The sequence below is a fragment of the Streptococcus sp. 29896 genome, assembly GCF_032594915.1.
Classification (GTDB): Bacteria; Bacillota; Bacilli; order Lactobacillales; family Streptococcaceae; genus Streptococcus; species Streptococcus suivaginalis.
Genome location: NZ_CP118733.1, coordinates 1,231,849 through 1,246,593, shown reverse-complemented (window position 1 = coordinate 1,246,593; position 14,745 = coordinate 1,231,849). Strand labels below are relative to the sequence as shown.

Here is a 14,745-nt window from a genome sequence, read left to right as displayed (position 1 = left end):
TTTTTTGCTAAAAAACGCCCCAAGGACGTTCTTTAGATGCTTTAGCATTAGTGTCTTACGACACTCCGAAACTGAAGACGATATTTCTTCAGTTTCGGAGTTAGTGAGGTAGCTAGCTAATCCGCTCATAGCGGTTAGCGTAGATTAGGTAGTTGGCTTGCCAACAGCTAGACTTGTGAAAGTTACGACCTGAGAAAAGTCGTTCGAACTTAACGATTTTTCGAGGTAGTAAGCCGCTTAGGTACTGACCATATAGTCAGTACCGTTCATTCATTAGATGTTTTGGTATTAGTATATTGCGACACGTAGAAACTGAAGACGATATTTCTTCTTCAGTTTCGGAGTTAGTGAGGTAGCTAGCCAATCCGCTTATAGCGGTTGGCGTAGATTAGGTAGTTGGTTTGCCAACAGCTAATCTTGCTACGTCGAAATCGAGTTCGGGCTAAGGATTTGGCAAAAAAGATAAATCCCTATGAGATGTAAGACATCTCTGCGGTATTTCCTATTTTCTCATTTCCAACTTTCAACAGTCTCCCAGACTGTTGAAACGCCCTCACATCTTACGACACGTAGAAACTGAAGACGATATTTCTTCAGTTTCGCAGTTAGTAAGGTAGCTAGCTAATCCGCCGATAGCGGTTAGCGTAGATTAGCTAGTTGATTTATCAACAGCTAATCTTGCTACGTTAGATCACACAAGATTCACATTGGTTTGCGCCGACTTCTTCGCCGTCATCAGTAAAGGTACGGATGTAGTAGATTGACTTGATGCCTTTGTTGAAGGCGTAGTTACGAAGGATAGAGAGGTCACGCGTTGTTTGTTTGTTCTCTTTTTTCCATTCATAGAGTTCTTTTGGAAGTTCGCTGCGAAGGAAAAGAGTGAGTGACAAACCTTGGTCGACGTGTTCTGTTGCAGCAGCGTAGACATCAATGACCTTACGCATATCCATATCGTAGGCAGATTTGTAGAATGGAATGGTCTCAGTTGCCAAACCTGAAGCTGGATAGTAGATTTTTCCGATTTTCTTCTCTTGGCGTTCCTCAATCCGTTGTGTGATTGGGTGAATTGAAGCAGAAACGTCGTTGATGTAGCTGATTGATCCGTTTGGCGCAACAGCTAAACGGTTTTGGTGGTAAAGACCATCTGCCATGACTTTCTCACGGAGGTCAGCCCAATCTTGTCCGCTTGGAATGAAAATACCTTCAAAGAGTTCTTTGACACGGTCAGATTGCGGTTGGTAGTCCCCAGTCACATACTTATCGAAATAAGTGCCGTCAGCGTATTTTGATTTATCATAGTTGTGGAAGGTTGCCTTGCGTTCGCGAGCAATGTTATTTGATTCTACTAAGGTCCAGTAGTTGAGGAGCATGAAGTAGATATTGGTAAATTCCACAGCCGTTTTTGATCCATAGTCGATCAAGTTTTGTGCCAAGTATGAGTGAAGTCCCATGGCACCAAGACCGATCGAATGCGCACGCTCATTTCCAGCCTCGATAGACGGCACTGCAGAAATGTGCGAATGGTCAGTAACGTAAGTAAGAGCGCGTGTCATGGTACGGACGGATAGTCCAAAGTCAGGTGACTTCATGAGGTTGACAATATTGGTTGAACCAAGGTTACATGACACATCTGTACCCATTGTTAAAAATTCTTGCTTGTCATTGATAACACTTGGTGTTTGGACTTGTAGAATTTCTGAACAGAGGTTGGACATGATAATCTTGCCGTCAACAGGATTGCTACGGTTAGCTGTATCGATGTTGATAACGTAAGGATAGCCAGACTCTTGTTGGAGTTTGGAAATTTCTGTTTCCAAGTCGCGTGCCTTGATTTTTGTCTTACGAATGCGTGGGTTTGCTACCAACTCGTCGTATTTTTCAGTAATATCAAGGTAGCTGTAAGGCACACCGTATTCCAATTCAACAGAGTATGGGCTGAAGAGGTACATATCTTCATTTTTACGTGCCAACTCATAGAACTTATCAGGAACAGTGATCCCCAACGACAAGGTCTTCACGCGCACTTTCTCATCGGCATTTTCCTTCTTAGTTGAAAGGAAGGCGATAATGTCTGGGTGGAAAACATCTAGGTAAACTACCCCAGCCCCTTGGCGTTGTCCAAGTTGGTTAGAGTAGGAGAAGCTGTCTTCGAAGAGTTTCATAACAGGAACAACCCCAGAAGCTGCTCCCTCGTAGCCCTTGATTGGGGCGCCTGCCTCACGCAAGTTGCTGAGGGAAATACCAACACCACCACCGATACGGGACAATTGCAGAGCAGAGTTGATGGAACGTCCGATCGAGTTCATATCGTCTGTGACTTGGATGAGGAAACACGATACCAACTCACCGCGACGGGCACGACCTGCGTTGAGGAAAGAAGGAGTAGCTGGTTGGTAACGCAAATGGATCATTTCGTTAGCCAAGTTCAAGGCCAACTCTTCATTTCCTTCTGCAAAATACAAGGCGTTGAAGAGAACACGGTCTTCCATGCTCTCCAAATAGTAGGCACCGTCGTTTGTTTTAAGGGCATATTGATTGTAGAACTTGTAAGCTGCCATGAAAGACTTGAAGCGGAAATTTTGGTCTTTCAAGAATTGATTAATTTTGATGATAAATTCTGGACTGTATTGGTCCAAGAATTCTTTCTCAAGATAGTTTTCTTCTAATAAGAAGGCAATCTTGTCCAAGATAGAATCAAATTGCTTGGTATTTGGAATGACGTTTTCCTTGAAGAAAGCAGTCAAGGCTTCCTGGTCCTTATGGAGAGGGATTTGCCCATTGACAGGACGGTTGATTTCGTTATTCAAACGGAAGTAGGACACATCGCCTAATTCTTTCAAACTCATATACAATCTCTTTTCTATAAAAATGAAAAAGGAAGTAGGGCTAACTAGCCTCTTCCAATAAACATAGGCTTAGACCAATGCTTTTAATTTTGTAGGTTGGAAACCTGAAAAACTTTCTGTTTCTGTTTCGATGACAGGAGCAGATGAAAAACCAAGGCTTTTCACATGTTCGATGTATTCTGGTTGCTCATCTAGGTTGATTTCAGTATAGGCTACATTGTGTTGGTCAAGAAATTTCTTGCTCATTTTGCATTGTACACAATCATTTTTTGAATAGATAGTGACCATTCACGTTCTCCTTTGTTCTTGGGGAAATAAAAAATCCCAATTTTGTTACCAGTCTAGGATACAAGATTTTGTGGTTAAAGTCAAGGTCTAAGCTTGAATGTATTACTAAATATTGTGCTCGTGAACATTTTCTTATACAAGATATTGTGTAAAACAAGGAAGAAAACGCTCTGCAAAGGGGAAAATGGTCAAAATCAAGCCTATCTATCTTTTAGAGTATGAAAAAAAAGGGAATGTCACAAAACATAACATATGAAGTGATGAAAAGGGTTGCAAGGTTGAGCTGATTTAGTATAATATACAAAACTGAAAGGAGTAGGCTATGAAAAACGACTTTTTATCAACAATTGTCCTAAATGGAAAGAACTTTTCTTATTTTGATATTGCAAAGATTTGTCAAGTTAAGGGAAGAGATATTCGAGAATTGCCTTATTCTATCCGTATTCTTTTAGAAAGTTTGATTCGACAGTTAGATGATGTGGATGTTACAAAATATCACGTAGAAAATTTGGTTTCCTATAAAGCGGAGCATCCAACTGGTGAAGTCCCCTTCAAACCAAGTCGAGTTATCTTGCAGGATTTTACAGGAGTTCCTGTGCTGGTGGATCTTGCTGCCATGCGGGATGCCGTGGTCAAAGGCGGAGGAAGTGCAGAGCAAATCAATCCTGAAATCCCAGTTGATCTGGTCATTGACCACAGCATTCAGGTAGATGTTTTTGGGACGGAGTCTGCTTTTCAGCAGAATATGGAATTAGAATTTGAAAGAAACAATGAACGCTATCAATTCTTGAAGTGGGCTGAAGGGTCCTTTCAATCTTTTAGGGCAGTCCCTCCTGCAACGGGCATTATTCATCAAGTGAATCTAGAGTTTTTGAGTGAAGTGATCATCGAAAAAGATGGGCTGCTCTATCCAGATTCTATGTTTGGAACAGATAGTCACACTACTATGATTAATGGTATTGGGGTTCTTGGCTGGGGGGTTGGTGGGATTGAAGCAGAGGCAGCCATGTTGGGCGAACCCTCCTATTTTTCAGTGCCGCAAGTAGTTGGTGTGAAATTAACTGGAAAAATGCCGAAACTGGCAACGGCTACGGATTTAGCTTTGAAGGTGACCCAATTATTACGTCAAGCCAATGTTGTCGGCAAGTTTGTGGAGTTTTTTGGTCCTGGTTTGGCCCAGCTTAGTTTGGCAGACCGTGCGACAGTAGCGAACATGGCTCCTGAATATGGAGCGACCTGTGGCTATTTCCCGATTGATGAAGAAAGCTTGGCTTATATGGCCTTGACCAATCGAAGCCAGGAGCAAATCGAGCGAACAGAGACCTATACTCGAGCAAACTCCTTATTTTATCAGGATGAAATGCATCCAACCTATACTGAAATCATCGAACTAGACTTATCTCAATTACGGCCGTCAATAGCTGGTCCAAAACGTCCGCAGGATTTGATTGAACTGTCAGAAGCAGCATCAGCTTTTCGGGCGAGTTTAACCAATCCGGTCGGAGTCCAAGGATTTGGCTTGGATCAAGAGGAAAATTTGAAACGGGTAACGATTGAAATGGATGGTCAAAAAGAGGAACTGGCAACAGGACATGTCGCACTTGCTGCCATCACCTCCTGTACCAATACTTCCAATCCATCGGTTCTGATTGCAGCAGGCCTTTTGGCCAAAAATGCTGTGGAGAAGGGGCTATCTGTCTCGAAATCAATTAAAACATCCCTTGCACCTGGTTCCAAAGTTGTATCAGGGTACTTGCGTCAATCTGGTTTGCAGACCTACTTGGATCAGCTAGGTTTTCACTTGGTTGGGTATGGCTGTACCACTTGTATCGGAAATTCGGGTGATTTGCCTGCCGCAGTTGCAGAGGCGATTCAAGAAGAAGATCTATTGGTTGCGGCTGTGTTGTCAGGCAATCGAAATTTTGAAGGCCGGATTAATCCGTTGATTAAGGCAAATTATCTAGCGAGTCCACCTCTGGTTGTTGCCTACGCTCTCGCTGGAAATATGAATCTGGATTTGACAAGAGATCCGCTAGGAGTAGACCATGATGGACAGGCTGTTTACCTAGAGGATATCATGCCAAGTCGTGATCAAATTGAAGACTATATTGCCAAGTATGTGACCCCACAGTTGTTTAAGGAAGAATATCAGACTGTCTTTACCGACAGTCCTGCTTGGAATGCGATTGAGACAGAGACAAGTGCGCGTTACCAGTGGGATTCAGCATCGACCTATATTCAAAATCCTCCTTATTTTGAATACATGGACCGACCTCTTGCAATCGAAAGCTTGAAGGATTTGGTTGTCTTGGCCAAGTTTGGGGATTCGGTAACAACAGATCATATATCTCCTGCTGGAAATATTGCACGTTTGAGTCCTGCTGCGCAGTACCTAGAAGAAAACGGCATCTCTTATATGGATTTCAATTCTTATGGAAGCCGTCGTGGGAATCACGAGGTCATGATGCGAGGTACCTTTGCCAACATTCGGATTAAGAATGAGCTGGCAGAAGGAAAAATCGGTGGTTGGACCAAGTATAAGGATCAGCTGATGCCGATTTATGATGCGGCCATGCACTACCAGGCGGATGGAGTGGGTAGTATCGTCATCGCAGGAAAGGATTACGGAATGGGGTCCAGCCGGGACTGGGCGGCAAAAGGTTCAAATTTGCTGGGAGTTAAGGCCGTATTGGCAGAGTCCTTTGAGCGGATTCATCGTTCCAATTTGGTGATGATGGGGATCTTGCCGTTACAATTTTTGGATGGAGAAACAGCAGATAGTTTAGGCTTGACAGGGCGGGAACGGTATGATGTTGAGCTCCCAAGTCACCCCCAGGTAGGTCAAAAAGTATTGGTGAGGGCTTCGAGTGGTGATGCAGTCACAGAATTTTGGGTTAAACTACGATTTGATGCTGTTTCTGATATTCGCTACTATCGAAACGGGGGCATCCTTCCTATGGTTGTGCGTAAGAAATTAGGAGAACAGATATGACAGAAAGCCAGGGATTAAAAGATACGATTGCTTGTCAGACACGAATCAGTACGATAGAAGAGGATCGACTTTCGTATGTTGGCTATGACATTGCTGAGTTGATGGAAAACAATGCTTCCTTTGAAGAGGTTATCTACCTACTCTGGAATCTACATCTGCCAACTCAGATTGAATTGAATTATTTTGAAAAAAGCTTGAGATCAGAGTATGCGATTTCCGATGCAGTTGAGCAATGCATACTGATTCAGTCACGAAGACACTTGCATCCGATGAGTGTCTTGCGTTCGACAGTCTCCTTGTTAGGAGTATATAATGTGCATGCGGAGGAAAATTCGCTTGAAGCCTTGTATGAGCAATCGATTCAAATCATGGCAAAAGTTCCGACGATTATCGCGACTTTTGCTCGTTTGAGAAGGGGATTGGTTCCGATTGAGCCTCGATCAGATTTGGGATTTGCAGCGAATTTTCTTTATATGTTGAATGGCGAGGAGCCAACGGATTTGCAGGTAAGGGTATTTAACAAGGCCTTAGTCTTGCATGCTGACCATGAACTCAATGCCTCAACCTTTGCGGCACGGGTGACAGCCTCGACTTTGACGGACCTTTATTCTTGTATTACAACGGCGATTAGTACCTTGAAAGGATCGCTACATGGCGGAGCAAATGAAAGGGTCTTTGACATGCTGTTAGCCATCCGAGAGAGTGGAGATACCGAAGGATATCTGCAGAAAAAATTAGATTCCAAGGAGAAAATCATGGGTTTTGGCCATCGGGTATATAAGACTGTTGATCCTCGTCAGGAATTTTTAAAAGAGATGGCGCGTGATGTCACGCTTGGGACTGATGATGAAGCCTTTTATCGCTTGTCTGAAGAAGTAGAAAATTTCATCAAACACAAAAAAGGCTTGATTCCCAATGTTGATTTTTATTCGGCAACACTTTATAAGGCGCTAGGAATTGATAGTGATATTTTTACCCTGATTTTTGCCATGAGTCGTATGGCGGGCTGGATTGCCCATGTGCAAGAACAGCGTAAGAACAACAAGTTGATTCGTCCGCGTTCTTCTTATATTGGAAGTCGTGATTTAGAGTATATCCCTATTGGAAAGAGGTAGCTATGGTTGGAAAGTTAACGATTAGAGACGGAAAAAGAGAGGTGCCTAATCACCTCACCATTCCTTTCATTGAAGGGGATGGGATAGGAAAAGACATCTGGTTCGCAGCACAAAAAGTGATCGATAAGGCAGTTGACAAGGCCTATGATGGACGGAGATCGATTGAATGGAAAGAAGTTTTGGCTGGTGAAAAAGCTGTTCAAACTTGTGGGCTGTCGCTGCCTGATGAAACACTTGCGACGATTAAGGAGTATTTGATTGCCATAAAAGGTCCCTTGGGAACACCAGTGGGAAAAGGTCACCGTTCGTTGAATGTTGCCTTGCGGCAAGAGTTGGATCTCTATGCATGTGTGAGGCCGATTCGATATTTTGATGGGGTTCCTAGTCCATTAAAAGAGCCTGAAAAAACTAAGGTGACCATTTTTAGGGAAAATACTGAGGACATCTACGCAGGAATTGAGTGGCAGGCTGGCACAGATGAAGTGGCAAAGGTTCTTTCTTTTTTAAAAGAAGAAATGGGAGTCGAGAAGATTCGATTTCCTGAAACCTCTAGTATAGGAGTAAAACCGATCTCTGAACAAGGTAGTAAACGGTTGGTCCGTGCAGCGATTGATTATGCCTTGGAAAACAGTCTACAGACGGTTACTCTGGTACACAAGGGCAATATTCAAAAATTTACTGAAGGTGGTTTTTGTAAATGGGGCTATGAATTGGCCCAGGCTGAATATCCAGTGCAACTAGCTAGCGGAGACTTGATCGTCAATGATATTATCGCCGACAATTTCTTGCAACAGATACTCCTTGCTCCTGAAAAATTTCAAGTTGTTGCTTTGACCAACTTAAACGGAGACTATGCAAGTGATGCACTAGCTGCACAAGTGGGTGGAATTGGCATTGCTCCAGGTGCCAATATCAACTATCAAACTGGCCATGCTATTTTTGAAGCAACTCATGGAACGGCACCAGATATTGCTGGAAAAAATAGAGCCAATCCTTCTTCTTTATTACTGTCTGCGGTTATGCTGTTGGAATATATCGGTTGGAAAGAAGCAGCAGATGAAATTGTGCGGGCGCTTGAATGTGCATTTTCAAGTAAAGTCTTTACGATTGACCTGGCTCAACCTTCTCAGGTGAAGGCAAAAACCACATCCGAATTTGTAGATTATTTAATTGAAGCGATTGAGTTTCTTGATTAACTTTTCCCAATTTTTATCAGTTGAAAATCTGAAAGTGGACAAAAAAATCTTGAAAATGATTTCAAAAAGTGGTATAATGCTCCTTGTAAGGGTTATCATTCGGTAACCTACAATTTTTGATAAAATAAAGGAGAATCCAAATATGGCTTCAAAAGATTTCCACATTGTGGCAGAAACTGGTATTCACGCTCGTCCAGCAACTTTGCTTGTTCAAACAGCTAGCAAATTCGCTTCAGACATCACTTTGAACTACAAAGACAAGTCTGTAAACCTTAAGTCTATCATGGGTGTTATGAGTCTTGGTGTTGGCCAAGGTGCTGACGTAACAATCACTGCTGAAGGTGCTGATGCTGACGACGCAATCGCAGCAATCACTGAAACAATGGACAAAGAAGGATTGGCATAAGAATATGACAGGAATGCTTAAAGGAATTGCAGCATCTGACGGTGTTGCCGTTGCTAAGGCATATCTACTCGTTCAGCCAGATTTGTCATTTGAAACTGTTACAGTTGAAGATACAAATGCAGAAGAAGCTCGTTTGGATGCAGCTCTTGAAGCATCACAAAACGAGCTTTCTCTTATTCGTGAGAACGCAGTAGCAAGCCTTGGTGAAGAAGCCGCAGCTGTATTTGATGCGCATTTGATGGTTCTTGCTGACCCAGAAATGGTTGGTCAGATCAAAGAAACAATCCGTGCCAAGAAAACAAATGCAGAAACTGGTTTGAAAGAAGTAACGGATATGTTTATCGCTATCTTTGAAGGTATGGATGACAACCCATACATGCAAGAGCGTGCGGCAGACATTCGCGACGTAACCAAGCGTGTCTTGGCTAACCTTCTTGGTGTTCGCCTTCCAAACCCATCTGCTATCAACGAAGAGTCAATCGTTATTGCGCATGACTTGACACCTTCAGATACGGCACAGTTGAATAAACAGTTTGTAAAAGCCTTTGTAACCAACATCGGCGGACGTACAAGCCACTCAGCTATCATGGCTCGTACACTTGAAATTGCTGCTGTTTTGGGTACAAATAACATTACTGAAATCGTTAAAGACGGTGATGTATTGGCTGTTAACGGTATCACAGGTGATGTAGTGATTAACCCTTCTGAAGAAGTGATTGCAGAATTTAAAGCAGCTGGTGAAGCCTATGCTAAACAAAAAGCTGAATGGGCACTTTTGAAAGATGCTCAAACAGTTACAGCTGACGGCAAACACTTTGAATTGGCAGCAAACATCGGTACACCAAAAGACGTTGAAGGTGTAAACGATAACGGTGCTGAAGCAGTTGGTCTTTACCGTACAGAATTCTTGTACATGGATTCGCAAGACTTCCCGACTGAAGATGAGCAATACGAAGCTTACAAGGCTGTTCTTGAAGGCATGAATGGCAAGCCAGTTGTGGTTCGTACAATGGATATCGGTGGTGATAAGGAGCTTCCTTACTTCGATCTCCCACACGAAATGAACCCATTCCTTGGTTTCCGTGCCCTTCGTATCTCTATCTCTGAGACTGGTAACCAAATGTTCCGTACTCAGTTGCGTGCCCTTCTTCGTTCATCTGTACATGGTAAACTTCGTATCATGTTCCCAATGGTTGCCTTGTTGACTGAATTCCGTGCAGCAAAAGCAATCCTTGAAGAAGAAAAAGCAAACTTGTTGGCTGAAGGTGTAGCAGTTGCAGATGATATCCAAGTTGGTATCATGATTGAAATCCCTGCAGCAGCAATGCTTGCAGACCAATTTGCAAAAGAAGTTGACTTCTTCTCAATTGGTACAAACGACCTCATCCAGTACACTATGGCAGCAGACCGTATGAACGAACAAGTTTCATACCTCTACCAACCATACAACCCATCAATCCTTCGCTTGATCAACAACGTTATCAAGGCTGCACATGCAGAAGGCAAATGGGCTGGTATGTGTGGTGAGATGGCTGGTGACCAACAAGCTGTTCCACTTCTTGTCGGAATGGGCTTGGATGAGTTCTCTATGAGTGCAACGTCTGTACTTCGTACACGTAGCCTTATGAAGAAACTTGATACAGCTAAGATGGAAGAATATGCTCACCGTGCCTTGACAGAATGTGCTACGGCAGAAGAAGTTCTTGAACTTCAAAAAGAGTATGTTGATTTCGACTAATCATTGAAAAAAGCAGGGATTGAATCCTTGCTTTTTTTACTGTTCACAAAAAGACTTGTCGGAGCAAGTCTTCTTGAGTGCCTAGTTTTTCTGATAAAACTTGTTGTGTTGGTAGATAGGGTCAAAGGTAAGATTGATTCCTAATTTACGGAGGACGCTCTTATCTTCATCGGATAGGATAACAGTCGAATGGGCCTCGCTACCATTTAATTGCCCCAATTCTTTCATGGCACTTGCAGCAAGAGGGCTGTCTTGTGCAGTAATGGCAAGGGCGTTGAGAATCTCACTTGCATCGAGTCGTGTATTGGTCTTATCCAGATAATCTGCCTTCAATTCTTGGATTGGGCGGATGTAGTTTGGTTCGATAAGAAGTGTTTCATCATCGATGTTAGCGATTTGCTTGATAGCATTGAGAAGAACAGTTGCAGTTGGTTTGAGGAGGTCGGATGTCTTACCTGTTACCATCTCTCCATTTGGCAACTGAATAGCTAGGGCAGGGCTGGCTGTCAGCTCTGCTTTTTCGCGCGCAGCGATAACGACCTTACGATCGGCTGGTGTCACGCCGACTTCATTCATGAGGAGTTCAATCTTTTTAACTGCTTGCTCGCTGACCCGCTCTGCCTTGAAATCAACCAAGGTCTGGTAGTAGCGACGGATGATTTCTTGCTTGGATGCTTCGATAGCCGCTTCCTCGTCCACGATGGAGTAGCCCACCATGTTGACACCCATGTCCGTAGGTGAGGCGTATGGTGATTTGTTCAAAATACGTTCAAAGGTACGGTTGAGGACAGGGAAGACCTCGATGTCACGGTTGTAGTTGACCGCAGTTTTGCCGTAAGTTTGCAGGTGGAAGGGGTCAATCATGTTGAGGTCGTCCAGGTCGGCAGTTGCTGCTTCATAGGCCAAGTTAACGGGATGGTGGAGTGGTAAGTTCCACACTGGGAAGGTTTCAAACTTAGCATAGCCTGATGTTACGCCGTGCAGTTGGTCGTGGTAAAGTTGGGAGATACAAGTCGCCAATTTACCTGAACCAGGTCCAGGTGCGGTGACAACGACGAGATTGCGACTAGTTTCGATGTAGTCATTTTTGCCCATACCTTCTGGTGAGATGATGTGGTCGATATCAGAAGGATAACCCTTGATTGGGTAGTGGAGATAGGACTTGATACCATGTTTTTCCAACTGCTTGCGGAAGGCATCCGCGGCTGGTTGGTTGCGGTATTGGGTAATGACGACAGAACCAACATAAATATCAATATCATTGAAAGTATCAATCAAACGGAAGACTTCTTGGTCATAAGAGATACCCAAGTCGCCACGTGCCTTAGAATGTTCGATATTGCTGGCATTGATGGCGATGACAATTTCTACTTGGTCTTTCAACTCTTGGAGGAGTTTGATTTTATTATCTGGTTCATAGCCTGGTAAAACACGGGCTGCGTGGAAATCTTCTAACATTTTTCCGCCAAATTCCATATAGAGCTTGCCTTCAAACTGGGCAATACGCTCTAAAATATGATCACGTTGTAGGTTCAAATACTTATTTGAATCAAATGCAATCTGCTTCATACAAAAATTCCTCCATATAATCAGTAAATTGGGTCCAAGCTTGTCTGAAAAAAACAAAAACAGCTCCCTAAAATTAGGGAGCCTTTTCTCCGACCTCTCAAAAGAGGTGCCCGAACAATACTATAACAAACTGTGCTAATCTTGTCAAGAAAAAGCCAGATAGAACAAAATTAAATAAGTGTTTAAAAAAACTTTAACTTTTATGAAATTAAGTGTTGACTTTATTAAAATAAAGCATAAAATATTATTAAACAAATGTTTAATTTTGATTTAAGGAGATGTTTATGAAAAAGCTGTTCAACAATAAATTGTTCTTATCAAGCTATCTGGCAGATGTTATTTCCAACTTTGGAGATACGCTCTACTATCTAGCTCTGATGAACTATGTCCTGTTTCTACCAGATACCAAGTTTGCTCTGGCTATGATTACGGTTTCTGAAACTCTGCCAATCTTGTCGGGACTTTTTATGGGAATCTGGGCTGATCGGACAAAAAACAAATTGGATACCATTCTAGCTACCTTAGTTGTCCGTTTCGGTTTATATGCACTTGTTGGCTTACTAATGGGATTTACACCAGCTCTCTGGATTGTCGCAGTCGTTTGTATGGTGAATTTCCTATCTGACTTGGCTGGCCAATATGAAAATGGTCTTTATATGCCACTTAGCCTGCGGGTTGTAGCGGCAGAAGAACGTGAAATAGCCATGGCTTTTAAGAACACCGTGGGCGGCATCTTGATGATTGTCTTTCGATCTAGCGGTGCCATTCTCATCGGTTATATGTCTTACCAGCATCTTGCCTTTTTCAATGCTGGGACTTTCTTGGTCAGCCTTGTGATTATGGTAGGTTTGCGTCCAGCTTTTGCCAAGTTGTTGAAAGAAAATCCTATCCAAGAAGTTGAACAAACCGAAACAGAAGCAGGACTTATCAAAGGAATCGGTCAGAGCCTCAAAGAATCTTATCAAGCCATTCAAAACATCCCTGTACTAAAGACTTCTATTCTGACCATTGCGGGTATCAATACGGTTGGCAGTGCCGTACCTCCCTTGGTTATCCTGGCTATGAAGGAGTTTTCAGACTTCATGATTGTCAATTCTGGCATAACTCTTGCCTTGGTCTTTAATCTCTTTTCTGTCGGCTACATCCTTGGCTCTAGTTTAGGCATGGCTTTCTTCAAACATGTCAGCTTATCCAACCTGCTCAAATTTTGTACAGGTTTGTCGGTTCTCCTATTTATTGGTTTCTATCTTCATAATATTTACATTGTAATGGCCGTTATTTTACTCAATACCATGACGGCTGGTATTATCAATCCAAAATTGTATGCCTTGATAATGAATGAACTACCAGAGGATAAACTGGCGACTATCAATGCAGGAATGGGGACCATATTTAATATTGGGATGCTTGCAGGTCAAGCCTTGGTAGCTCTGATGGTGACACTTTTGTCTGTCACAAGCATCTCCCTTATCTTCCTCTTGCTTTCTGTGGGACTCTTGGGCTATACTGTTATTAAACCAAAAAAGAGTTCGTTCAAGTTTAGAAAGAAGCAATATGAAATTAGATTACCGAGATTATAGAAGCGAGATTGTTGAAAAGTTCTTTATTCCTTTAATTGTCACGGAACGTGAGGAACCGATTGAGGCGGATTTGTCACAGAAAGAAAAAGACATTCTCAAAGATGCTTTGGAAAATCGAGATGAAATAGAGGAAAAACTGGCCGATTTTCGTCAGGAAGTTAACGAGGTCTTTGTTTGGGGTCATATCTTTAACATTTTGCATAGTCTTTATTTCTATCTCTTGAATGATGGGCAGGATCCAAAGACAGTCGAGGAAGCTTGTCAGTTGATTTTAAAGCTGTCTCAAGAAGAAGTAGAAGAGACTATGCGGACCATGTTGGCATCAGAAAATGAAGGTCATCGCGAGAAGGACCTCAGCCTCATGGAACTCTTGGAGAATACGGGCAAAAAACCAGCTGATAAATGGTACTGGTCGCTGGCAATCCGCAATCCACTAGAAACTGTTGAGCGGTCTGTCCATCTCTTGGATAAGATGCTTCCAATCTATCAACCCTATTTTGAGCAGGCAAGAGCGGAGCGGGAAGAATTTGCTCAGGAATTTGACATTGAAAAACTGTATCGAGACTCCAAACAGTTGTCCATGACTGGCTTGGATACTTTAGGAGTGGAAACTGCCCAATTCTTCGTTCTCAGTCCTTGGAATTATTGGTTTGCTTATTATGGCAACGAAGAATTTGACTATATGAAAGTCGCTCTTTTAGCTTCCTGTCGAATTGACCAGATTATGCTCTCAAATGACGAGCTGGATCTGGATGATTTGACAACGGCTCTTAAAGTCATCAGCGATAGTACGCGTTATCAGGTCTTGGTGGAGCTGACCAAGCCCCATGCCAAGAGCAAGGATATTGCAGAACGTCTGGCTATTACAGGGGCAGCAGTGTCCTTTCACACCCAGAAACTGATCAACGGTGACCTCCTTCTCTTTAATACCAAAGACAGCGATGTCAAATACAGTGTCAATCGGGATTTACTTCAACAGGTGATTGATAAGTTGAAAGAGGATTTTGATTTGTAA

10 protein-coding genes are annotated in these 14,745 nt (G+C 42.8%); 7 read left to right on the top strand and 3 right to left on the bottom strand.

Annotated elements, in window-relative coordinates:
* Positions 1-686: 686 nt before the first annotated feature.
* Together nrdE and nrdH are read right to left on the bottom strand one after the other, a co-directional pair.
* Positions 687-2,846, bottom strand: a complete 2,160-nt coding sequence (gene nrdE / locus PXH68_RS05785) for a class 1b ribonucleoside-diphosphate reductase subunit alpha (RefSeq protein WP_248028416.1) — start codon at positions 2,844-2,846, stop codon at positions 687-689.
* Positions 2,847-2,915: 69 nt separating this feature from the next.
* Positions 2,916-3,134 carry a glutaredoxin-like protein NrdH gene (gene nrdH, locus PXH68_RS05780; protein ID WP_158457008.1) on the bottom strand — a complete coding sequence of 73 codons (219 nt, stop codon included), beginning with the start codon at positions 3,132-3,134 and terminating at the stop codon, positions 2,916-2,918.
* Positions 3,135-3,456: 322 nt separating this feature from the next.
* On the opposite strand from nrdH, the gene acnA reads away from it, so the two are divergent.
* The 5 genes from acnA (at position 3,457) to ptsP (ending at position 10,581) form a co-directional block, all read left to right on the top strand.
* On the top strand, positions 3,457-6,126 hold the full coding sequence (gene acnA / locus PXH68_RS05775; RefSeq protein WP_248028414.1) for an aconitate hydratase AcnA: 2,670 nt from the start codon (positions 3,457-3,459) through the stop codon (positions 6,124-6,126).
* The gene (locus PXH68_RS05770) at positions 6,123-7,241 is read left to right on the top strand and encodes a citrate synthase (protein ID WP_248028412.1); all 1,119 of its coding nucleotides are present in this window, start codon (positions 6,123-6,125) and stop codon (positions 7,239-7,241) included. The genes acnA and PXH68_RS05770 overlap by 4 nt, the downstream gene beginning before the upstream one ends.
* 2 nt (positions 7,242-7,243) lie before the next feature.
* Positions 7,244-8,437, top strand: a complete 1,194-nt coding sequence (gene icd, locus PXH68_RS05765; protein WP_248028411.1) for an NADP-dependent isocitrate dehydrogenase — start codon at positions 7,244-7,246, stop codon at positions 8,435-8,437.
* A gap of 142 nt (positions 8,438-8,579) precedes the next feature.
* A complete protein-coding gene (locus PXH68_RS05760; RefSeq protein WP_018378296.1) occupies positions 8,580-8,843 on the top strand; it encodes a phosphocarrier protein HPr in 264 nt (87 codons plus the stop codon).
* 4 nt (positions 8,844-8,847) lie between these two features.
* On the top strand, positions 8,848-10,581 hold the full coding sequence (ptsP, locus tag PXH68_RS05755; RefSeq protein WP_248028409.1) for a phosphoenolpyruvate--protein phosphotransferase: 1,734 nt from the start codon (positions 8,848-8,850) through the stop codon (positions 10,579-10,581).
* Between the two features lie 81 nt (positions 10,582-10,662).
* Here ptsP and PXH68_RS05750 read toward each other — a convergent pair whose 3' ends face one another.
* The gene (locus PXH68_RS05750) at positions 10,663-12,150 is read right to left on the bottom strand and encodes a DUF1846 domain-containing protein (protein ID WP_248028408.1); all 1,488 of its coding nucleotides are present in this window, start codon (positions 12,148-12,150) and stop codon (positions 10,663-10,665) included.
* 284 nt (positions 12,151-12,434) lie between these two features.
* Here PXH68_RS05750 and PXH68_RS05745 point away from each other — a divergent pair, with 284 nt between their 5' ends.
* Both PXH68_RS05745 and PXH68_RS05740 read left to right on the top strand, forming a co-directional pair.
* Entirely contained in the window at positions 12,435-13,730 is a 1,296-nt protein-coding gene (locus tag PXH68_RS05745) for an MFS transporter (protein ID WP_248028406.1), read from the top strand.
* A complete protein-coding gene (locus PXH68_RS05740; RefSeq protein WP_248028405.1) occupies positions 13,705-14,745 on the top strand; it encodes an ArsR/SmtB family transcription factor in 1,041 nt (346 codons plus the stop codon). Before PXH68_RS05745 ends, PXH68_RS05740 begins: the two co-directional genes overlap by 26 nt.